Origin of the sequence: Gordonia cholesterolivorans, from assembly GCF_039531975.1 — a bacterium.
GTDB lineage: Bacteria > Actinomycetota > Actinomycetes > Mycobacteriales > Mycobacteriaceae > Gordonia > Gordonia sihwensis.
The window spans coordinates 1-20,447 of the sequence record NZ_BAAARB010000006.1; the positions used below are offsets into that span (position 1 = coordinate 1).

The 20,447-nt window shown below is 67.2% G+C and carries 20 protein-coding genes and 1 rRNA gene; 2 read left to right on the forward strand and 19 right to left on the reverse strand.

Features of this window, described 5'->3' with window-relative positions:
* Positions 1-62: ribosomal RNA gene (locus tag ABFX36_RS07360) — 16S ribosomal RNA — on the reverse strand; the annotation flags it as partial.
* Between the two features lie 636 nt (positions 63-698).
* On the opposite strand from ABFX36_RS07360, the gene mftM reads away from it, so the two are divergent.
* The gene (gene mftM / locus ABFX36_RS07365; RefSeq protein ID WP_039867425.1) at positions 699-1,541 is read left to right on the forward strand and encodes a mycofactocin oligosaccharide methyltransferase MftM; all 843 of its coding nucleotides are present in this window, start codon (positions 699-701) and stop codon (positions 1,539-1,541) included.
* 36 nt (positions 1,542-1,577) lie between these two features.
* On the opposite strand, the gene ABFX36_RS07370 is transcribed toward mftM, so the two are convergent.
* The 7 genes from ABFX36_RS07370 to murA all read right to left on the reverse strand — a co-directional run bounded on the left by ABFX36_RS07370 (position 1,578) and on the right by murA (position 10,105).
* Positions 1,578-2,219, reverse strand: a complete 642-nt coding sequence (locus ABFX36_RS07370) for a MadR family response regulator transcription factor (protein ID WP_006896388.1) — start codon at positions 2,217-2,219, stop codon at positions 1,578-1,580.
* Entirely contained in the window at positions 2,219-3,553 is a 1,335-nt protein-coding gene (locus ABFX36_RS07375; RefSeq protein ID WP_006896389.1) for a MadS family sensor histidine kinase, read from the reverse strand. Before ABFX36_RS07375 ends, ABFX36_RS07370 begins: the two co-directional genes overlap by 1 nt.
* A 2-nt stretch (positions 3,554-3,555) precedes the next feature.
* A complete protein-coding gene (locus tag ABFX36_RS07380) occupies positions 3,556-4,734 on the reverse strand; it encodes an iron-containing alcohol dehydrogenase (RefSeq protein ID WP_346075714.1) in 1,179 nt (392 codons plus the stop codon).
* 35 nt (positions 4,735-4,769) lie between these two features.
* Positions 4,770-6,272 carry a MadC family VWA domain-containing protein gene (gene madC / locus ABFX36_RS07385; RefSeq protein WP_006896391.1) on the reverse strand — a complete coding sequence of 501 codons (1,503 nt, stop codon included), beginning with the start codon at positions 6,270-6,272 and terminating at the stop codon, positions 4,770-4,772.
* Positions 6,269-7,315: a MadB family AAA-type ATPase gene (locus ABFX36_RS07390; protein WP_006896392.1), complete on the reverse strand. Its 1,047-nt coding sequence runs from the start codon at positions 7,313-7,315 to the stop codon at positions 6,269-6,271. The genes madC and ABFX36_RS07390 overlap by 4 nt, the downstream gene beginning before the upstream one ends.
* A 65-nt stretch (positions 7,316-7,380) precedes the next feature.
* Positions 7,381-8,652, reverse strand: a complete 1,272-nt coding sequence (mdo, locus tag ABFX36_RS07395; RefSeq protein WP_006896393.1) for an NDMA-dependent methanol dehydrogenase — start codon at positions 8,650-8,652, stop codon at positions 7,381-7,383.
* Positions 8,653-8,848: 196 nt separating this feature from the next.
* A complete protein-coding gene (gene murA, locus ABFX36_RS07400; RefSeq protein WP_006896394.1) occupies positions 8,849-10,105 on the reverse strand; it encodes a UDP-N-acetylglucosamine 1-carboxyvinyltransferase in 1,257 nt (418 codons plus the stop codon).
* Positions 10,106-10,142: 37 nt separating this feature from the next.
* Here murA and ABFX36_RS07405 point away from each other — a divergent pair, with 37 nt between their 5' ends.
* Positions 10,143-10,733, forward strand: coding sequence for a cob(I)yrinic acid a,c-diamide adenosyltransferase (locus ABFX36_RS07405; RefSeq protein WP_006896395.1), 591 nt, complete (start codon positions 10,143-10,145; stop codon positions 10,731-10,733).
* 20 nt (positions 10,734-10,753) lie between these two features.
* Here ABFX36_RS07405 and ABFX36_RS07410 read toward each other — a convergent pair whose 3' ends face one another.
* From ABFX36_RS07410 to ABFX36_RS07460, 11 genes are all read right to left on the reverse strand, one after another.
* Positions 10,754-11,203 carry a DUF2550 domain-containing protein gene (locus ABFX36_RS07410; RefSeq protein WP_006896396.1) on the reverse strand — a complete coding sequence of 150 codons (450 nt, stop codon included), beginning with the start codon at positions 11,201-11,203 and terminating at the stop codon, positions 10,754-10,756.
* Positions 11,204-11,339: 136 nt separating this feature from the next.
* Positions 11,340-11,717, reverse strand: coding sequence for a F0F1 ATP synthase subunit epsilon (locus ABFX36_RS07415; RefSeq protein WP_006896397.1), 378 nt, complete (start codon positions 11,715-11,717; stop codon positions 11,340-11,342).
* A 9-nt stretch (positions 11,718-11,726) separates the two neighbouring features.
* Positions 11,727-13,172 carry a F0F1 ATP synthase subunit beta gene (gene atpD, locus ABFX36_RS07420; protein ID WP_346075719.1) on the reverse strand — a complete coding sequence of 482 codons (1,446 nt, stop codon included), beginning with the start codon at positions 13,170-13,172 and terminating at the stop codon, positions 11,727-11,729.
* A gap of 38 nt (positions 13,173-13,210) precedes the next feature.
* Positions 13,211-14,164: a F0F1 ATP synthase subunit gamma gene (locus ABFX36_RS07425; RefSeq protein WP_006896399.1), complete on the reverse strand. Its 954-nt coding sequence runs from the start codon at positions 14,162-14,164 to the stop codon at positions 13,211-13,213.
* 1 nt (position 14,165) lies between these two features.
* On the reverse strand, positions 14,166-15,800 hold the full coding sequence (gene atpA, locus ABFX36_RS07430) for a F0F1 ATP synthase subunit alpha (RefSeq protein ID WP_006896400.1): 1,635 nt from the start codon (positions 15,798-15,800) through the stop codon (positions 14,166-14,168).
* A gap of 66 nt (positions 15,801-15,866) precedes the next feature.
* Positions 15,867-16,691 carry a F0F1 ATP synthase subunit delta gene (locus tag ABFX36_RS07435; protein ID WP_346075722.1) on the reverse strand — a complete coding sequence of 275 codons (825 nt, stop codon included), beginning with the start codon at positions 16,689-16,691 and terminating at the stop codon, positions 15,867-15,869.
* A gap of 124 nt (positions 16,692-16,815) precedes the next feature.
* Complete coding sequence (locus ABFX36_RS07440; RefSeq protein ID WP_006896402.1) at positions 16,816-17,370, reverse strand: F0F1 ATP synthase subunit B; 555 nt, start codon at positions 17,368-17,370, stop codon at positions 16,816-16,818.
* A 14-nt stretch (positions 17,371-17,384) separates the two neighbouring features.
* On the reverse strand, positions 17,385-17,627 hold the full coding sequence (locus ABFX36_RS07445; RefSeq protein ID WP_006896403.1) for an ATP synthase F0 subunit C: 243 nt from the start codon (positions 17,625-17,627) through the stop codon (positions 17,385-17,387).
* 113 nt (positions 17,628-17,740) lie between these two features.
* Positions 17,741-18,469 carry a F0F1 ATP synthase subunit A gene (gene atpB / locus ABFX36_RS07450; RefSeq protein ID WP_231875735.1) on the reverse strand — a complete coding sequence of 243 codons (729 nt, stop codon included), beginning with the start codon at positions 18,467-18,469 and terminating at the stop codon, positions 17,741-17,743.
* A gap of 301 nt (positions 18,470-18,770) precedes the next feature.
* Complete coding sequence (locus tag ABFX36_RS07455) at positions 18,771-19,262, reverse strand: Cg1360 family ATP-synthase-associated protein (protein WP_006896405.1); 492 nt, start codon at positions 19,260-19,262, stop codon at positions 18,771-18,773.
* A 27-nt stretch (positions 19,263-19,289) separates the two neighbouring features.
* Positions 19,290-20,447, reverse strand: coding sequence for a glycosyltransferase family 4 protein (locus tag ABFX36_RS07460; RefSeq protein ID WP_062367574.1), 1,158 nt, complete (start codon positions 20,445-20,447; stop codon positions 19,290-19,292).

Below are 20,447 nucleotides of genomic sequence, written 5' to 3' on the forward strand. Positions count from 1 at the left end.
ACTTGCATGTGTTAAGCACGCCGCCAGCGTTCGTCCTGAGCCAGGATCAAACTCTCCAACAAAAAATGCAGAAACCACAAGATTTCAACACAAAGCCAGAAAACAGAACCTGACCAAATCCAAAAAAACTGACATGGTAAAAAATTCATCCAAAACACTCACCAACCCCCAAAAGGGCCGGCAAGCACAATCTGTCCAAAAATCTCCCACGCCACAAAACAAAAAATAGTGGCACAAGAAATCCAAAACACACTATCGAGTTCTCAAAGAACACACACCCACCAGAACCAACCCCCACAAACAAGGGCCGAACACCAGCAGACATCTGCAATTAACTGTCAGTCACCCCGTCTCCGAGGCGACCTTTCCAGCCTACCAGACCGGAATCCTCCCTGCAACCGCGACATTCTCGAACTCCGAAGAAGAACGGGAAGTCTGCCAGGGGCTGGACCGCTACTCTACCCCCACCGCCCCGGCAAGATCAACTCACCGACCGGAAGGGGCATTTCGCTCGCCAGCGCCGACGCGCTGACCTGCAATAAGTTACGCAGCGCGGCCCGGAAGGTCAAATCGCCAGGTCGCAAGAGTGAACATTCGGCGGTTTCCGCGGGTCGACGGTCGCAGACCTGTACTTTCGGTCAGCTCCCACGACCGTTGGGTCAGTTACCCCGAGGGCGCCACCGTCTTAGCGTCGGAGAATGAGCACCGCCACCGCACTCCCAGCCGCTCTATCTGCGCCGACACGTGGCTTGGTCGTCGAGACCGTGTCCGGCCGCTCGGCACTCGCCGGTTTCCGAGGATCCGGTCGGCTCAGGTGGCGTCGATCCGGCGATCTGCTCGAGCTGGCGCACCCCTACGGTCCACGCGACATCAGCGATTCGGTGGTTGTCGGCGAACTCACTGCGCTGGTGTCGGCCGGCGCGATCGCCGGCCAGGAGGAGTTCGAGGCCGCGGCGGTCGAACTCATCACCGGGTGCGCGGCCGATTCGGACGAGGCCTGGGTCGCCTTCTATCGCAACTCAGTCCGGGAACTCCGTGATGGCTCAGTGCCGTTCAGTCCGATCCATCGCCGCGCGCGCGGCCTTCTCGTCGGCGAATCCGTCCTCGAGGTGGGCTCGTGCTTCGGCTTCTTCGCCCTGCAGTGCGCCGGCGACGGATTCGCGGTGACGGCCACCGACATCTGCCAGGGCGCCCTGGACCTCCTCGGGAGCGCCTCGTCGAGCCTGAATCTCCCGGTGACGACCGTCCCGGGCGATGTTCGCCGCCTGCCTTTCACTGATGACAGTTTCGACACAGTGACGATACTGCATCTTCTGGAGCACCTCCCCGCAGACGATGTCTGCACCGCGATCGCCGAATGTTGCCGGGTCGCGCGGAGTCGCGTGGTGGTCGCGGTGCCGTACGAGGATGAAGTGTGTCCCCACTTCGGCCACCTCGAACTGCTCCGCGAGGCCGACCTCCGGCAGTGGGCGCAGGCGGTCGGTGAGCACCGCACGACGATCTTCGCCGACCACGGTGGCTGGCTCGTCATCGACCTGTAGACGAAGACCGCCGTCACTCACCGCCCGGGTCGGCGATCAGATCAGTCCGCGCTTGCTCGCGACGTACACCGCGTCCGTGCGCTTCGAGACCCCGAGCTTCCGGATCACATTGCGGATGTGGAACTTCACCGTCGATTCCGAGATGAACAGCGTTCTGCCGATGTCGGCGTTCGACTTTCCGTCCGCCAGCAGCTTGAGCACCTCGCGTTCGCGGTCGGTGAGATCCGCCGGCGCCTCGTGCTCGCCGGACACGGTGCGGAGCACGATCGCGGCACTGCGCGGGTCGAAGGCGCTTCCGCCCGTCGAGACGGTGCGGATGGCGCGGATCAGTTCGGTGGTGTCGACGTCCTTGACCACGTACCCCTTGGCGCCGGCGCGGACGGCCCGCACCACCAGATCGTCGTCGAGGAACGTGGTGAGCACCAGAGTCGCGACCCCGGGATTCCGCTTGGCTATCTCCCGGATCAGGCGCAGACCCTCGTATTCGGTACCCGCCGTGAGCTTGAGGTCCACCACGACCACATCGGGCGCACAGTGCGCGATCTCGGCCAGCGCGGCGTCGAAGGTTCCGGCTTCGCCGACCACCACCACGTCGTCGTCCCGCTCCAGCAACGACCGCAGGCCTTCGCGCAGCAACGCGTGATCATCGATCAGGACCGTCCGTATCGGTGCGCCCATCAGATCTCCTCCTCCGCCGAGTCGCCGTAACCCGGCGGAACGAGCGGCAACACGGCGGCGATCCGCACGCCACCGAGCCGCGACCTGCGGATACGCAGAGTCCCGCCGAGTTCTTCGGCCCGAGACGCCATGTTCGCCAATCCCCGATGACGGCCGGCCGCCCGGTCTCCGGCCAGTGCTGCCCGCAGAACCGAACGCAGGTCGTCGGGATCTCCGACCCCGTCGTCGTCCACCCACAGCGTCACCCGCTCATCGGTGTAGCCGAAGGTGACGTTCACCCGTTCGGCCTCGGAGTGCACGGCGGCATTGAACAAGGACTCCCCCGCGATCCGCAGCACGGCGTGCTGGAGGTTGCCGGAGAGCTCGCGCGGCCGCCCACGGACGGTCACTGACGTCTGTGTGTCGGCAGGCATGTGCAGGGCGCACAGTTCATCGAGGGTCTCGGCGATGCTGGGCGCCGGTGTCCGCGCATCGGCGAGCGTGTAGATCGCGTTCCGCAACTGCTCCATCGCGTCGCGAGTGAGCCGGACCGCCTTGTCGACGTGGTCGGCGGCCGGACCCGACACCGACGGGCGGCACAGTTCCATCTGCAGCCCGGCCGAGAGAACCGACTGACCGACCGAGTCGTGCAGCTCCCGCGCGATGCGCGCCCGCTCGCCGCCCAAGAGCGCTGTGCGCTGGGCCGCGGACAGCTCGCGCTGGGTCCGGAGCAGTTCCGAGTTCCGCTCCGCGAGTTCCTCAGCCCGACGGTCGGTCTCCGCGAACAGCGCGGCATTGACCATCGCCACGGTTGCCTGACCGGCGAGGATGCGTAGAACCATGAGATCGGCCGGGTCGACGTCGCGGTCGGAGGGCGTCCACGCCGACAGTCCGCCCACCACTCGCCCGTCCAATTCGACCGGCACATGGATGTGGTGCTCGGAGACGATCGGGCCGTGAAGGACATCGCGTTCGCCGCGCAGGACGTCGTTGAGCCGGTTGAGCACCTGATCGGGCAGATCCGTCGGCTCGGTCGCGATCCGGACGCCCTCGAAGGCCATGATCCGCCCGTCCCCCGACGCGATCAGGTGCCGCGGGGTGGTCTTGCCCAACTGACCGTCGGCCAGCGCGAACAGCACCCAGTCGGCGCCGAGATGGTCTCGTACCGTCTCGACCACCGCGACCACCAGTGCCTCGGGCCCCTCGGCGGTCTGCACCAGTGCCTTCGAGATCCCCTCCAACGCGGTCATCACCCGGCTCAGGCGCGCCGCCGTGCCCCGGAACTGCGCGTAGTGCCCGGCTTTGACGGTGCGCAGGCCGACGAGGCTGGCGAGATCCGGTTCCTTCTCGGGCACGGTCACATCGCCTGCCGGTACAGGTCGAGGATCGCGGCCTCCTCCGGCCGCCGCGGGTTGGTGATCATGCACGAATCCGCCAGAGCGTGTGAGGTGAGCAGATCCAGGTCACCGGACCGCACGCCGAGGGGCGACAACGTGTCAGGCATGCCGACCCGCGCCGCGAGCCGTGCGACGGCGTCGGCCAGCCGGTCGGCCACGGCCCGCGGGTCTCCCGACGTCGCCAGCCCGACGGCGTCGGCGAGTTGCACGAAGTCGTCCGCGCACACCACGGCGTTGTAGCGGATGACGTGCGGCAGCAGGACGGAATTGATGGTGCCGTGCGGGGCGTCGCAGTATCCGCCGACCGGGTGGCTCATGGCGTGGGCGGCGCCGAGGATCGCGTTGGTGAACGCCATACCGGCCCGCAGCGACGCCAGCGCCATCTCCTCGCCGGCTCCGGCGTCGCGCGGGTCGTCGACCAGCCGTTCCAGGTTGTTCCACACTCCGCTGAGCGACTCGAGCGCGAGCGAGTCCGTGAGCCTGCCGTGAGCCAGGGACACGTACGCCTCGACGCAATGGGTGAGCGTGTCCATCCCCGCCTGCGCGGTCACCTCCGGCGGTGCGGTGGTGAGCAGCGTCGGATCGATCACCGTCACATTCGGCACCAACGTGCGCCCGATGATGGTGACCTTGGTCCGCCGCTCGGGATCGTTGATGATGCAGAACTGAGAGACGTCGGCCCCGCTGCCGGCTGTGGTCGGTACCGCGACCAGCGGCGGCAGCGGCCGCACCGCACGGTCGATGCCCTCGAACTCGAGGATCACCCCGCCGTTCGACGCGAGCACGGCGACGCCCTTGGCCGTGTCGATCACCGATCCCCCTCCGAGGGCGATGAGGCCGTCGGCACCGTGTGCGCGATACGCGGCGAAGCCGTCGGCCACCTCGCCCGCCCGAGGGTTCGGCGTCACGTCCAGGTACGACGCCGGACTCAGACCCTGGGCGCGGAGGTCGTCGAGCAGTGCGCCGTACCAGGGCGCGGCCTCCAGGCGGCGGTCGGAGACCACCAGCGGCCGGCGGACCCCGAGCCCGGCGACGGCCACGGCGGCCTCCGGGAACGATCCGGGGCCGAGCACGATCTCCGGCGTGTGAAACTTCGCGACGCTGGTGGTGGCGCGCCGCGGCGCCCGGTCACCGGTCACCGATCACCTCCTGTTCGCCGGTGACGCTACCCCGCTCAGCGCAGCGCCGCGCCGAGTTCATCGCACCGGGTGAGGATCTCTTCACCGTCGCGCGCACTCACTACACCGGCACAGTGTTCGGCGTAATCGCCTAGCGCACAACCGGTTTGGTTCCAGTATCGGGACGGTTCCGGCGTCAGCCATGCCACTCGGTAAGCGCGGCGCGCGATCTCGGCGAAGAGGTCCACCCGGGGGTCGAAGGCGTTGCTCCGTCCGTCCCCGACCACCAGCACGCTGGTCCGCCGGGAGAGCAGGTCGCCGAAACGGTCGAGCACGGCGGCCCAGGTGCGTCCGTAGTCACTCGTCGCGGCGAGGTCGAGACCGTCGGCGGCCAGGACTGCCGCCAGAGCGTCGTCGGTGTCGGCGGCCCGCAGAGCCGGCGTCACGAGCACCGGATCGTCGACGAAGGCCATAACCTCGCATCGATCGCCGAAGCGGTGCAGGGTCTGAGCGAGCCGCAGGATGAAGCCGGCGACCGGGCGCACCGATAGGGAGACGTCCACGATCACCAACAGTCGCACCGGCCCGGGCACGGTCCGGCGTCGCCACAGGTCGACGGGAATCCCGTCGGTCGCGATCGCCGCGCGCATGGTGGCTCGCATGTCCAGACGGCCGGTGTCGGCGAGTCGGGGAACCCGTCTCGGAGCTCCTCGCATCCGCTGGACCAGCCGATGACAGGCCCGATCGAGATCGGCCTGGTCGCGGTGTTCGACGGCAGTCCCGGCCGGATCGGCCGCCACCGTCTCGATCCGCTCCGACAGTGCGTCGACGAACCGCGCGAGGGCTTCCTCCAGCGCCTCGCGCCGTTCGGCGCCGAGCCCGGCGACCTGGTCGCACGGACCGTCCTGCTCGTACGCCGTCCGGCCGTCACCCGCGCCGAGCGCGCGCAGCAGACTGGCCGCGTCGGCCAGCGACAGCGCGCCGCCCTGGACGCGCGCGGTGCTCGCGACCAGTTCTCCGACGTCCGCGGCAGCGGCGTGGTCGACATCGATCGTGTACGTCGCACCGCTGCTCACGTTGTCCGATTCGGTCGCGACCTGCAGTTCCTCGGTGCCGGACGAGACGGAGAAATCGTCGTCCTCGCGGTGCGAGCTCTCGCCCGTCCGTTCGGCGGCATCGGGATCGTCGATCATCAGATCGCCGATCTCCTCGGTGTGCTCGTCGGCACCGATCATCCGTCCGGCGCCGGTGAAGTCCTCGTCCCAGGCGACGTCGTCGGGCAGATCGTTGACGACGGTCCGCACCTTCGGCCGATCGGCGGCCGTCTCCTCGGGCCGGCCGAGACCGAAGTAGGTCGCGAACGCACGCTCGAACATCGGCTGCTCGTGCGAGTACTTCACGCTGGCGCACCGGAGCCCCGTCCGGAGGCGATCGAGATCGGCCGCTCCGACGATGTCCATCACACGCCGGATCTCGATCACCTCCGCGGGCGACGCCGGGAGGCCGTGGGCTCGCAGCGTGTGGCCGAAGGCCACGGCGAGACCGTCGAGCACGGTCATCGCCGCGCTCCGGCACCGGACCGGGCCCGGCCGGCACCGAAGGCGGTGGCGGTCCCCGAACCCGTCACGCCCGAACCCGCCGTCCCCGATCCGGCCTTCGCACCCGATCCGAGATCGGACGCGAGGAGCCGTCGCACCTGGTCGAGGTCGGTGCCGAACTTCACCAGCAACGACATCAACGCCGGGTCGCCGTCACCGGCTCGCCGATCACCCAGGAGTGCCGCGGCCCGCGCCGCGTCGATCACCTCGGCGATCGACGGACTCTTGCGGAGCGGGAGTTCGCGGAGCCGGCGCGCCAGATCGACGACGTCGGCGACCACCGCCTCGGGCACCCCGGGCGCCCGCACCGCCACGATGCGCTGCTCCCGCTCGGCCGTCGGGTACGACACCTGGAAGTGCAGACACCGCCGCTTGAGCGCGGGCGAGAGCTCCCGGGTGTCGTTGGAGGTGAGGATCACCCACGGCGCCGACCGCGCGACGAAGGTGCCGAGTTCGGGAACGGTCACCTGGCGTTCGGCGAGCACCTCCAGCATCACCGCCTCCATCGCCTCGTCCGTGCGGTCGATCTCGTCGACCAAGAGCACCGTCGGCGCCGTGGACATGATGGCCGCGAGGAGCGGACGCGGCACCAGGAAGTCCTCGGTGTACACGCCGACGTCGGTTCGCGCGAGCGCCGACGACGCGGCCGAGAGCGTCTCGTGGGCCGCCAGTTCGTCGCTGATGCGGTCACGGAGCATCTGCACGTGCAGCAGTTGGCGTGCGTAGTCCCACTCGTACAGCGCCCGCGCGTCGTCGAGGCCCTCGTAGCACTGGAGCCTGATGAGTTCCCGGCCCGACGCCGCGGCGAGGGCCTTCGCCAGCTCCGTCTTCCCGACGCCGGCCGGGCCCTCCAGCAGCAACGGACGGTCGAGCAGGGTCGCGAGGTGCAGCACCACCGCGAGGTCCGGCTCGATCAGATAACCCTGCGCCTCCAGCGACGCGGTCAGGTCGTCGACCGTCTCGAACTGCGCGATCGGTTCGCCGTCCCGCGGTTCGGCAGGCACGGGCTTCCTCGTCTTCGTCGTCTCCATCACGGCACGTATCTCCTCGTCCTGCTCGACCGTCGCGATCAGTAGCTTCCGGTCATCGCGTGGCGGATCATCGGAATCTGCGACTCGACCGTGCATTCGCGCGGATTGGCCGGCGTGCACCAGTCCTCCATCATGTGCTCGGAGATGGTGCGGATCATCTCGTCGGAGGTGTCGATCGACGAGCCGCGGCCTTCGTACTTGCCCGTGTTCATCCGGTTCTTCTGGTAGGTGTCGGGGTGCACCGAGCCGAAGTTGTCGGGAATGCCGAGGTCCTTCGACAGCCGGATCGCGGCCTCGACCGCGGCGTCGGCCGCCTGCACCGTCGTCATGTTGCGGGTGTCGACGCCCATCAGCGGAGCGATCTCGGCGAATCGCTCGTACCGCGCCGGCAGGTTGTACTCCCACACGCGCGGCAACGCGATCGCGTTGTTCAGTCCGTGATGCAGGTCGAAGTACGCGCTGACCGCATGCGACATCGAGTGGATCTGGCCGAGACCGCCCGAGTTGAACGCCTGGGCCGCGATGTACTGGGCGTGCATCATGCCGGTCCGTGCCTCCAGGTTGTGGGGGTCGTAGACGGCGGTGGGCAGGTGTTTCGCGATCAGCTCGATCGAGTACTTGGCGTTCCCCAGCGAGGGCGCGAAGTCCAGTCGCGAGACGTACGGCTCACTGGCGTGTGCGAGGACGTCGAAACCGCAGTACGCGGTGAACTCCTGCGGGCACGAGTAGTAGAGCAACGGATCGTCCATCGCCAGATCCACCAGGCAGGTGTCGTCGAAGGCCACCCACTTGTGCGGCTTGTCCATGTCGGAGGTGTCGGTGATGACGTACGCCCACGACGTCTCCGAACCCGTGCCCGCGGTGGTCGAGACCGCGATGTGCTTCGGGTTCTCCTTATTGGTGGCCTTGGAGAAGCCTTCGAACTCGTTGATGTTGCGGCCGTCGTGCGCGATCACCATTCGCGCGCCCTTCGCCGCATCGTGGCTCGAGCCGCCGCCGACCGAGATGATCCCGTCGCACTTCTCCGACTGGTAGCGAGCCGCGGCGTCCATCGCGTTGGTGTCCTTCGGGTTCGACTGCACCTCGTCGAACAGGACCACGTCGACGCCCTGGTACTCGATCTTCCCGGTCAGCTCCTCGATGATCCCGGAACCGCGCAGGCCGGTCGTCATCAACAGCACGCGGGTCATGCCGAGTTCCTTGGCTTCGACACCGAGCATGTCGTGCGCGCCGACGCCGAGCTTCGCCTTCGGGAACGGGTGGAACTCCTTGATCGGGAAGTCCCAGATCTGATTCAGCTCGATTGCCATGGGCTGGTCAACTCCTTCTGTCCGGGATGCGGTGCACCCCGTTGCCGAAACGGTCCCCACCAGCGTGTTCCCCGTCACATCATGGCGACAAGGGGCCCTGACCCGGCGCCGAGAGGATCAGCCCGAGCGGATGGGAGACGCACCTGGCCGTTCGGACAGGTTCTGCGTTGAAGGAGGGCGAACGACGAAGGGGCGTTCAGCCGGAGACGCGCTCGATCTTGCCGCCGAGCGCGCTCAGCTGCTCTTCGAAGTTCGGGTACCCGCGGTCGATGTGCTCCACGTCGTGCACCTCGGTGACGCCGTCGGCGACCAGACCCGCCAGCACCAGACCGACGCCGGCACGGATGTCGGACGACCACACCGGCGCGCTCGAAAGCGTCTCGACACCGCGGATCACCGCGTGGTGCCCGTCGGTGCGGGCGTCGGCGCCGAGCCGCACCATCTCCTCGACGAACCGGAAGCGCGCCTCGAAGACGTTCTCGGTGATCATCGACATGCCCTCGGAGACGGCCGCCAGCCCGATCGCCATCGGCTGCATGTCGGTCGGGTAGCCCGGATACGGCAGCGTCGCGGTGTTCACCGCCACCGGCCGGCCTGCCTGCACCACGCGGAAACCGTCGTCGAACCGCTCCACCGTGGACCCCGCGTCTTCGAGCTTCTTCAGCACGAGTCGGAGATGATCAGGGTCCACGCCGCGCACCCGGATGTCGCCGCGGGTCATCGCCGCAGCCACTCCCCAGGTTCCGGCGACGATCCGGTCGCCGACCACGTGGTGGCGGGTCGGGCTCAGCGACCGCACGCCGGTGACAGTGAGCGTGGGCGAGCCGACGCCGTCGATTCGGGCGCCCATCTGGATCAACATCTCACAGAGGTCGACGATCTCCGGTTCGCGAGCGGCGTTGTCGATGGTCGTGACGCCCTCGGCGAGCACGGCCGCCATCAGGATGTTCTCGGTGGCTCCCACCGAGGGGAACTCCAGCGCGACCGCCGCACCGGTGAGTTCCTCGGCCTCGGCGACCACGCAGCCGTGCTCGATCGCACTCTGTGCCCCCAGCGCGCGCAGTCCGGCCTGGTGCATGTCGAGCGGCCGGGAACCGATGGCGTCACCGCCCGGCAGGGCCACCACCGCCCGGCGTCGCCGGGCCATCAGCGGGCCCAGCACACAGACCGAGGCGCGGAACTGCTTCACCGCGTCGAAGTCCGCGTGGTACTCGGGCTCGGCGGGCACGTCGATCACCACCACGTCGCCGTCGATCATCACCTCGGCGCCGAGTCCGCGCAGCACGTCCGCCATCAGCGGGACGTCGGCGATCTCGGGCGCATTGGTCAGAACTGTGCGGCCCTCCGCGAGCAGTGCCGCCGCCATGAGCTTCAGAACGCTGTTCTTGGCTCCCCCAACCGTCACCTCTCCCGCCAGCCGTGCCCCACCAGTAACCAAGTAGCGATCACTCACGCACACAGCTTATCGCCGGACGCGTAGGTTGACAGACATGGCAGTCCATCTCACGCGCATCTACACCCGCACCGGCGACGACGGGACCACCGGTCTCTCCGACTTCTCACGAGTCCCGAAGACCGACTCCCGAGTGGTCGCGTACGCCGACTGCGATGAGGCCAACGCGGCCATCGGAGCCGCTCTCACGCTCGCCGCGGACGTCCCGCCCGATATCGCGGAGGTCCTGACCACGGTCCAGAACGACCTCTTCGACGCCGGGGCCGATCTCTCCACCCCGGTCGTCGACGATCCGAAGTATCCGCCGCTGCGGATCGAACCGGAGTACATCGACGCGCTCGAAGCCTGGTGCGACTCCTTCGGCGCCGAGCTCGCTCCCCTGGACTCGTTCATCCTCCCCGGCGGTACCGGGCTGTCGGCGCTTCTGCACCAGGCGCGGGTGGTGACCAGGCGAGCCGAGCGCTCCGCCTGGGCGGCGATCGCCGAACATCCCGACGATTCGTCCGTGCTTCCGGCCAAGTACCTCAACCGGCTCTCCGACCTGCTCTTCATCCTGGCACGGGTCAGCAACGTGCGCGCCGGGGTCGGCGACGTCAAGTGGGTTCCGGGAGGCGACCGGAAGCGGTGAGGAGCGGGGCGCGCCCGGTATCAGGCGGCCGGACGACGCCGCTTGGACCGCTTCGGGGCACGCGCCTCGATCCACGACTGGAAGGCCGTGGAGACCGCCGGGCTCATGCCGATTTCGTAGCGGCCACCGGCACCGGAGCGCCCTATCGACAGCTCGACGATGGCGAAGTCGGCGTCCATGATCTCCAGTTCGGTGCCGACCGGGGCTCGGCGTCCCACGATCTCGATCCGGCGGCGCGAGAGGCTGACGGTGGGGCCCGGACGCAGGGAACTGAGGCGGTAGTACGCGAGGGCGTCGTCGCCGTACTGCACCGACCCGTGCCGCCAGCCCTGATCGGCGTCGGCGGGCAGCGACCGCAGCAGCACCGGAGTCCCGGCGCGCCGGACCTCGATCAGCCGGTAGACGACGCCTGCGGCCACGAACAGGCCGGCCACGACGACGCCGACGATCACCCATACCCACATCGGCACCGCATCAACCTCCTCACATGCAGGTATACACGACCGCGGATGAGCCCTTCCTGAGACGACGACAGCCGCCCTGCAGAGCAGGACGGCTGTCGTCGTCTAAATCACATCTGCTGCGCGCAATGTCGCAGTCTCCCGGTCAGCCCACGGCTTCCGCGGCGCGGACCCGGGACTTGGCCCGGAGGAACTCCGCGCTGCCCTCGTCGGCCGACTCCAGCACCGAGCGCTCGGCGGCGACATCGATGTCGGAGGCGAACTGCGCGTGCTCGGCGAGCACGGTGACCGACTCGCCGGTCACCGACAGGAATCCGCCCTGCACCGCGAACGCGGTCCGGTTTCCACCGGACTCGGTCACGACGACGCAGCCGCCGGGAGCGAGCTCAGCCAGCATCGGAGCGTGGCTCGCGAGAATGCCGAGTTCGCCGACGGTGGTCTGAGCCACGAGGAACGTCGCGTCGCCGGAGTACAGTTCCGAGTCCGGCGAGACGACCTCGAGTCGGAAAGTCTTGTCAGCCATGAGCAGCGACTACTTTCCGGCGATCTTCTTGGCTGCAGCCTCGACGTCGTCGAGCCCGCCGCAGCTGTTGAAGGCCTGCTCGGGCAGGTGATCGAACTCGCCCTTGCACACGCGGTCGAAGGCCTCGATGGTGTCCGACAGCGGGACGACCGAACCCTTCTGGCCGGTGAACTTCTCGGCGACCAGGAAGTTCTGGCCGAGGAACTTCTGCAGGCGACGGGCGCGCGCGACCGTGACCTTGTCCTCTTCCGAGAGCTCGTCCATACCGAGGATCGCGATGATGTCCTGCAGCTCCTTGTACTTCTGCAGGATGCGCTTGACCTCGTTGGCGACGCGGAAGTGCTCGTCGCCCACGATCGAGGCCTCGAGGATTCGCGAGGTCGAGGTCAGCGGATCCACGGCCGGGTAGATACCCAGCTGCGAGATCGGGCGCGAGAGCTCGGTGGTGGCGTCGAGGTGCGCGAACGTGGTTGCCGGCGCGGGGTCGGTGTAGTCGTCCGCGGGGACGTAGATCGCCTGCAGCGAGGTGATCGAACGGCCCTTGGTCGAGGTGATGCGCTCCTGCAGCTCGCCCATCTCGTCGGCCAGCGTGGGCTGGTAACCCACAGCCGAAGGCATACGGCCGAGCAGGGTCGAGACCTCGGAACCGGCCTGGGTGAAACGGAAGATGTTGTCGATGAACAGCAGCACGTCCTGGTGCTGCACGTCGCGGAAGTACTCGGCCATGGTCAGGGCCGAGAGAGCGACGCGCATACGCGTGCCCGGCGGCTCGTCCATCTGGCCGAACACCAGCGCGGTGTCCTGAAGAACGCCCATCTCCTCCATCTCGAGGTGGAGGTCGGTGCCCTCACGCGTACGCTCGCCGACGCCCGCGAACACCGAGGTGCCCGAGAACTCGCGAGCGATACGGGTGATCATCTCCTGGATCAGAACGGTCTTGCCGACACCGGCGCCACCGAACAGACCGATCTTGCCGCCCTTGACGTACGGGGTCAGCAGGTCGATGACCTTGATGCCGGTCTCGAGGATCTCGGTCTTGCCCTCGAGCTGATCGAAGGCCGGCGGCTTGCGGTGGATACCCCACTGCACGCCGTCGCGACCGGTGCCCGGCGCATCCAGGCAGTCGCCCAGCGCGTTGAAGACGTGGCCCTTGACGACGTCACCGACGGGAACCGAGATCGGCTTGCCGGTGTCGACGACGGCCGCACCGCGGACGAGGCCGTCGGTGGGCTGCATCGAGACGGTGCGGACGACGTTGTCGCCGAGGTGCTGAGCGACCTCGAGCGTCAGGGTCTTCGCGACCGCCGGAAGGGTGACCTCCGCGTGCAGGGCGTTGAACAGGGCGGGAATGGCGCCGCGCGGGAACTCGACATCGACGACGGGGCCGATCACCCGGGCGACACGACCGGCTGTCGCGGACGCGGCCCCCGGCGTATCAGTGACTGCTGCAGTCATTGTTCTTCACTTTCCTTCAGGTGTGTCTTGTGTCGCGATCAGTTCGCCAGCGCTTCGACGCCGCCGACGATCTCGCTGATTTCCTGGGTGATCTGCGCCTGACGGGCCGCGTTGGCCTGACGGGACAGGTTCCTCTCGAGCTCGGTCGCGTTGTCGGTCGCCGCCTTCATGGCGGTGCGACGTGCCGCATTCTCCGATGCCGCCGACTCGAGCAGCGCAGCGAAGATCCGCGATGCCACGTACTTCGGCAACAGCGCGTCGAGCAGTTCCTTGGCCTCGGGCTCGAACTCCACCTCGGCGCTCACCTCGGCGTTGGCGGAGTCCTCGAGGATGTCCTCCCCCATGTTCAACTGCTCGATCTCGAACTCGACGTCGATCGGCGCCATCCGGCGCACCACCGGCTTCTGCGTCAGCATCGACACGAAACGCGTGTAGACGATGTGCAGTTCGTCGACGCCCTCGATCTCGCCGCCCTCGGGCAGCGCCACCGACTCACCGGATCCGGCCAGGAAGGAGTCCACGAGATGGTGGACCGCGTCGGCGCTGTCGGAGAACTTCGGCTGCTGGGAGAACCCGGACCAGCCGGCGGCCACCGGACGGTCACGGAAGGTGTAGTACCCGATGCCCTTGCGGCCCATCACGTACACGACCGGTTCCTTGCCCTCGCTGCGGAGCAACGAGAGGAGTTCCTCGGTCTCCTTCAGCACGTTCGAGTTGTACCCGCCGCACTGACCGCTGTCGCTGGTGACGACCAGGACCGCGGCGCGGCGCGGGTTCTCCCGATCGACCAGCAGCGGGCTGTCCAGGGACGTGGAGGCGTTCGCCAGCGTCGTGACGACCCGGGTGATCTCCTGGGCGTAGGGACGGGCGGCAGCCACCCGTGCCTGAGCCTTGGTGATCCGCGAGGTCGCGATCAGCTCCTGCGCCTTCGTGATCTTCTTCGTCGATTGAATCGACTTGATCCGTGAGCGCAGCTCCCGAATGGTTGCCATGTTACTTCAGCTTCTTCGTCACTCGGATCGTCTCGGACTCGACGTCCTCGGGCGCCAGCGGGTCGGCCTCGACCTCGACGACACGGCTGCCGTCAGAGGCGATGAAGCCGGCCTTGAAGTTGTTCGTGGCGGTCGCGAGCGCGGCCTTGTCCTCGTCGGTGAGCTTCTTGCCGCCGGCGATGTTGCTGTACACGCCGGAGGCGGTGTGCCGCAGATCGCCGAGGAGCTCGGCCTCGAAGCGACGGATGTCGGCCACCGGCACCGAGTCCATGAAGCCCTCGCCGCAGAGGTACAGCGAGACGATCTGGTCCTCGACGGCGACCGGGCTGTACTGATCCTGCTTGAGCAGTTCCACCCAGCGGGCACCGCGCTCGAGCTGTGCCTTCGACGCGGCGTCCAGGTCCGAGGCGAAGGCCGAGAAGGCCTCCAGCTCACGGAACTGCGCGAGTTCCAGACGCAGCGAGCCGGAGACGTCCTTCAGGCCCTTGGTCTGCGCGGCGCCACCGACACGGGAGACCGAGATACCGACGTTGATCGCCGGGCGGACGCCCTTGTTGAACAGGTCCGACTCGAGGAAGACCTGACCGTCGGTGATCGAGATGACGTTGGTCGGAATGAACGCCGAGACGTCGTTGGCCTTGGTCTCGATGATCGGCAGGCCGGTCATCGATCCGCCGCCGAGCTCGTCGGACAGCTTGGCGCAACGCTCCAGCAGGCGGGAGTGCAGGTAGAACACGTCACCGGGGTACGCCTCGCGGCCCGGCGGGCGGCGCAGCAGCAGCGAGATCGCACGGTAGGCCTCAGCCTGCTTCGACAGGTCGTCGAACACGATCAGGACGTGCTTGCCCTGGTACATCCAGTGCTGGCCGAGGGCCGAGCCGGTGTACGGTGCGAGCCACTTGAAGCCGGCCGAGTCGGACGCCGGAGCGGCGACGATGGTGGTGTACTCCATCGCGCCCGCCTCTTCGAGGGCGGTCTTGACGCCCGCGATGGTCGAGCCCTTCTGACCGATGGCGACGTAGATGCAGCGAACCTGCTTCTCCGGATCACCGGTGGCCCAGTTGGCCTTCTGGTTCAGGATGGCGTCGATGCAGAGCGCGGTCTTGCCGGTCTTGCGGTCGCCGATGACCAGCTGACGCTGGCCGCGGCCGATCGCGGTCATCGCGTCGACGGCCTTGATACCGGTGGCGAGGGACTCCTCGACCGGCTGACGCTCGAGGACGGTGGCTGCCTGCAGTTCGAGGACGCGGTCGCCCTCGGACTCGATGGCGCCCAGTCCGTCGATCGGCGAGCCCAGCGGGTCGATGACTCGGCCGAGGAACTTGTCGCCGACCGGGACCGACAGGACGTTGCCGGTGCGCTTGACTTCCTGGCCCTCTTCGATGTTCTCCGAGTCACCGAGGATGACGGCGCCGACCTCGTCCAGGTCGAGGTTCAGTGCGACGCCGCGGATGCCGCCGGGAAACTCCAGCAGCTCGTTGGCCATGGCACCCGGAAGGCCGCTGACGTGAGCGATGCCGTCGCCGGTGTCGGTGACGGTGCCGATCTCTTCTCGCGAGGCCTGGTTGCCCACGTCTTCGGTGTAACTTGCGATCGCGCTCCGAATTTCATCGGAGGAGATGGTCAACTCCGCCATGTTCCTGCTCTTCCTGGCTTTCTGGTTCTTGGTCTTGGGAATCGATTGTGGTGACGTGCGATGGTGTTACCGCAGGCCGCGACGCAGCGTCGCGATCTTGCCCGAGATGCTGCCGTCGATGCGTTCGTCACCGACACGCACCACGACGCCGCCGAGAAGCTCGGGATCGACGTCGACGTGCAGGGTGACGGGTGCCGAGTAGATCTCGGTGAGCTTGGCCGCGAGCGCGTTGCGCTGATCGCTCGACAGCTCGCCCGCGCTGGTGACGTAGGCGACCTTGCGGCCGTTGCTCGCCGCGGCGAGCTGCGACAGTTCGTCGACCGCGTCGCCGGGGAGCTCCTCGGTGGTCGCGACCGCGTTCACCGCCAGCCGCTCGGTGATGGTGTCCACCTTGCCGTCGATCAGCTTGTGCAGCAATGCGGTGCGATCGGCGGTGCTGCGTGCACGATCGGACAGTGCCTGCTCCAGAGCCGTGTCGCCCTTGATCACGCGTGCGAGGCGGAACAGCTCGTCTTCGACGGCATCGGACTTGCCCGCGTCCTTGGCAGCCAGCAGCAGAGCCTCTCGGCCCAGCCGGCGGAGGCCTTCGACGAGGTCGGCATCGCTCGACCACGCCCGTGCCGCCGTCGAGGAGACGATGGAACGGGTGGCGTCAGAGACCTTGCCGGTCAGGACCTTGTCGGCCACTGCCGCCCGGGTGTCGGGCGCAGTGCTCGAGTCGGCCAGCGCGATGCGCAGCGAGCGGTCACCACTGACGGCGTCGGACACCGACAGCAGTTCCTCGCCGACAGTCACCGCATCGGTGTCGGACGATGCGGAGGTTCCACGAAGGACGGTTTCCAGCTCAACGCGGGCCCCTTCGAGGGCTTCGCGGCTTGACGCTGCGTACATCTAGCTACATTCCTTGTCTAGGCGGACCCCGCCTGGGTGTCGGCTTGCCTCGGATGCGGCGGAGCGAGGGACGGAGATCTCTCCGACCCCCTCGCCGACCCGCACCATCGGTGTATCCATCGGATTACTTGGCGGTCTCGTTCGACACGCCGTCCAGCTCGGCGAGGAACCGGTCGACGGTTCCGGCCTGCTTGACGTCGTCCGACAGGGACGCACCGACCAGCTTCTCGGCCAGATCGACCGACAGCTTGCCGAGGTCACCGCGCAGTTCGGAGACGACCTGCTGGCGCTGGGCGTCGAGCTGAGCCGCGCCGTTGGCGATGATCCGCTCGCTCTCGGTGGTTGCCTGAGCCTTCATGTCCGAGACGATCTGCGCACCCTGGGTGCGTGCCTCGTCGCGGATCGCCGCAGCCTCTTCACGAGCGCCTGCGAGCTGCTCGCGGTACGCCGCCAGCTGCTGAGCCGCTTCGGCCTGAGCCGCCTCGGCGCGGGCGATACCGCCCTCGATCGTGTCGTGACGCTCGTCGAGCACCTTGCGGTACCGCGGGATGACGAACTTCCAGAAGACGAAGAGGACGACGGCGAAGGCGACCAGCGACCAGGTGATGTCGTACCACTCGGGAAGGAGCGGGTTATGGCTCTCGCTCTCTTCGGCGAGAATCAGACTGGTGTTGATCATGTCGTGGTCTCGTATCAGAAGATGAAGCCGGCGACGATACCGATCAGCGCCAGAGCCTCAGAGAGTGCGATACCGAGGAACATGGTGGTGCGGATCTGACCGGCCAGCTCGGGCTGACGGGCGATACCCTCGATGGCCTTGCCGGCCACGATGCCGACGCCGATACCGGGGCCGATGGCAGCGAGGCCGTAGCCGATCGCGCCGAAGCCCTTACCCGTGATGGTTTCGTCGGCCAGAGTCTGGGCGATGTAGCTCATCTTTGCGATTCCCTTTCTTGGTGGCTCCCCACCCGGTCGGGCGAGCGAGTCAGTCTGTGTCGGTCCGGCGCTCGTGCCGGCCCGAAGTATTCAGTTGGTCAGGACGAGTCGTGTCAGTGCGCGTCTGCGTGGATCGACTGGTCGATGTAGACCGCGGTCAGCAGAGCGAAGATGTACGCCTGCAGCGCGATGACCAGAAGTTCGAAGAAGGTGAAGCCGACGGCGGCGACGAGCGAGCCCAGTCCGGCGACGCTCCAGATGCCGCTCTTGTCGATGATGAAGAACTGCGTCGCGGCGAAGAACAGCGCGAGCATGATGTGGCCGGACAGCATGTTGGCCATGAGTCGGACGGTCAGCGTGAACGGCCGCAGAATGAAGGTCGAGACGAACTCGATCGGAACCAGCAGGAAGTGGATCGGCAGCGGCACACCGGGGAGCACGATCGAGGATCGGATGAAGCCGAAGAAGCCGAACTTGGCGATGCCCACCCAGCAGTAGGTGATGTAGGCGACCGCCGCCATCACCAGCGGCATGCCGATGCGTGCGTTGGTGGAGATGTTCAGGAACGGGATGATCGAGGTCAAGTTCAGGAAGATCGTCGCGAAGAAGATCGAGGCGATGATCGGCAGGAACTTGCGGCCGTTCTGCTTGCCGAGGATCTCCTCGGCGATGTTGATGCGCACCCAGTCGATGAAGCTCTCACCGACGTTCTGAAGACCACTCGGGACGATCTTGGGGCTGCGCAGAGCGAGCGCGAAAAACGCCGCGACGAGCACCGCCACGACGACTCGGATCAGCATGAGCCGGTCCATTCCCCACCAGGTGTCTTCTCCGAACAGCATCGGGGGGTAGAAGTCATCCAGGGACGGTGCGTGGAACTCGGCTGCGAGGGTGGCGCTCAGCGTTCTCTCCCGTTCTCGGGCCCGCACAACTTCTCAGCCGGCGGGTTCCATCGTTCAGTGTGCGAGGTGCCGCAGTGCATTGAACTGCACCTTGCCGCATCGACCCGCGGTGAGCAGACTAGCAAGTCAGGATGGTCAGCGACCAATCCGGGGCGACAATATCTGCATATCGTCCCGATGCAATCGTTCTACTATCAGTCGTAGTAGCTGGTCAGGCGACCCTTCGTGATACTCGTCACAATCAGACCTCCGAGTCGGCGTCCGGACCCACATAGGTCTGCCGTGTGGTCAACACTCCCCACAGTTCGCTGCCCAGAACCAGAACGATCGCGCCGATCAGCATGCTGACCAGCGCGCCTTTGCTGTAGAAGGTCATGTCCTTCAGAAGCGCGGTCACAGCGATCACGATGACCACCTTGACGAGGTATCCACCCATGAGGGCCCCCATCACCACGCTCGGTGACGCCTTCGCGGTGAGCAGGATGGTCAACACCGTGATGAGGATGAAGCCGCCGCCGATCGCTGCGCCCACCAGTACGCCCCACAACCCCGGAGTGCCCTTCCAGGGCCACCAGATCAGCAGGCCCGCGACGAGCAGCGCCCCGAGTCCGTAGAGGCCGTACTTGAGGCCGGCCCGCAGCGGCGCGGTGGGATCGGTGGCCTCGTCCAGCGCCCCCGAGTCGATGCCGCTCGCGGCCGGTTCGGGTGATTCGTTCTCGTCATTGGTCGACACGAGAGACCAGGTTAGCCAGCCGCCCCGCTATCGGGCGAACCGGCGGCTCAACCGCGGAGCGAAGGTCGCCGCCAGCGCGATGACCAGACCACCGAAGAACAGCGGCATCACCACCTCGAGAGGCAGCAGGCTGCCCGCCGCCACGGAGAAGGCCAGCACGCCCACCCACAGGTAGATCAGCAGCGCCACGCGTCGCTGCGAATGTCCGAGTTCGAGCAACCGGTGGTGAAGGTGCATCTTGTCCGGTGTGTAGAAGCCCACTCCGGCGCGAGTCCGCCGGATCACCGCCATGATCATGTCGAGCATCGGAATGAACATCACCGCCGCCACCAGGATCAGCGGCGAGAGCAGGGTGAACATATCCGCGGGGCCGTATGCGCTGCGGGCGACGCGGCCCGAGGCGCTCGTCGACGCGGCGGCGAGCATGAGTCCGATCAGCATGGCGCCCGAGTCGCCCATGAAGATCCGCGCCGGCGAGAAGTTGTGCGGCAGAAAGCCCAGGCACGCGCCGGCGAGAGCCACGGTGATCAGGGCCGGCGGGTAGTAACTCACGTCGCCGCCCTGGTCGTGGAGGAGTCCGAGGGAGAACAGGCAGATCGCACTGGCGGCGATGAGCCCGAGTCCGGCCGCGAGGCCGTCGAGTCCGTCGACGAAATTGATCGCGTTGATCGTGGTGACCGTGATGGCGACGGTGAGCAGGCCGGCCTGGAGCGGATCGAGGACCACCGTGCCGATGTCGGCGAACGGCACGTAGAGCAGGTACCAGCTGACGCCCATGATGACCAGGACGCCGGCGGCGGTGAGCTGTCCGACGAATTTGGTCAGCGCATCCAGGCCCCAGCGGTCGTCGATCACGCCGACGAGCACGATCACCAGTCCCGCGGTGATGACGGCCAGCATGTCGTGGGTGTACGAGAATCCGCGGTTCAAAGCGGGCAACTGTGCGGCCAGGCCGATCGCGCAGACGATGCCGATGTACATTCCGACACCGCCGAGCCGCGGCGTCGGGATCACATGGACGTCACGCTGCCGGGGCACGGCGACGGCGCCGAAGCGGACCGCACAGACCCGCACCAGCGAGGTCAGGAAGTACGTGATCCCCGCGGCGGTGAGGCCGACGAGCGCGAGTTCGCGCAAGGGCACGCCGGCACCGCCGCCGGACGACTCCAGCGCGTATCCGAGCAC

What these genes read in the sequence shown, in the direction of transcription:
- ABFX36_RS07440 (WP_006896402.1), bottom strand. Translation starts at nt 17,370, where the DNA reads ATGATCAACACCAGTCTGATTCTCGCCGAAGAGAGCGAGAGCCATAAC.
- ABFX36_RS07415 (WP_006896397.1), bottom strand. Translation starts at nt 11,717, where the DNA reads ATGGCTGACAAGACTTTCCGACTCGAGGTCGTCTCGCCGGACTCGGAA.
- atpD (WP_346075719.1), bottom strand. Translation starts at nt 13,172, where the DNA reads ATGACTGCAGCAGTCACTGATACGCCGGGGGCCGCGTCCGCGACAGCC.
- mdo (WP_006896393.1), bottom strand. Translation starts at nt 8,652, where the DNA reads ATGGCAATCGAGCTGAATCAGATCTGGGACTTCCCGATCAAGGAGTTC.
- ABFX36_RS07425 (WP_006896399.1), bottom strand. Translation starts at nt 14,164, where the DNA reads ATGGCAACCATTCGGGAGCTGCGCTCACGGATCAAGTCGATTCAATCG.
- ABFX36_RS07370 (WP_006896388.1), bottom strand. Translation starts at nt 2,219, where the DNA reads ATGGGCGCACCGATACGGACGGTCCTGATCGATGATCACGCGTTGCTG.
- atpB (WP_231875735.1), bottom strand. Translation starts at nt 18,469, where the DNA reads ATGCTGTTCGGAGAAGACACCTGGTGGGGAATGGACCGGCTCATGCTG.
- ABFX36_RS07435 (WP_346075722.1), bottom strand. Translation starts at nt 16,691, where the DNA reads ATGTACGCAGCGTCAAGCCGCGAAGCCCTCGAAGGGGCCCGCGTTGAG.
- ABFX36_RS07445 (WP_006896403.1), bottom strand. Translation starts at nt 17,627, where the DNA reads ATGAGCTACATCGCCCAGACTCTGGCCGACGAAACCATCACGGGTAAG.
- ABFX36_RS07405 (WP_006896395.1), top strand. Translation starts at nt 10,143, where the DNA reads ATGGCAGTCCATCTCACGCGCATCTACACCCGCACCGGCGACGACGGG.
- madC (WP_006896391.1), bottom strand. Translation starts at nt 6,272, where the DNA reads ATGACCGTGCTCGACGGTCTCGCCGTGGCCTTCGGCCACACGCTGCGA.
- atpA (WP_006896400.1), bottom strand. Translation starts at nt 15,800, where the DNA reads ATGGCGGAGTTGACCATCTCCTCCGATGAAATTCGGAGCGCGATCGCA.
- mftM (WP_039867425.1), top strand. Translation starts at nt 699, where the DNA reads ATGAGCACCGCCACCGCACTCCCAGCCGCTCTATCTGCGCCGACACGT.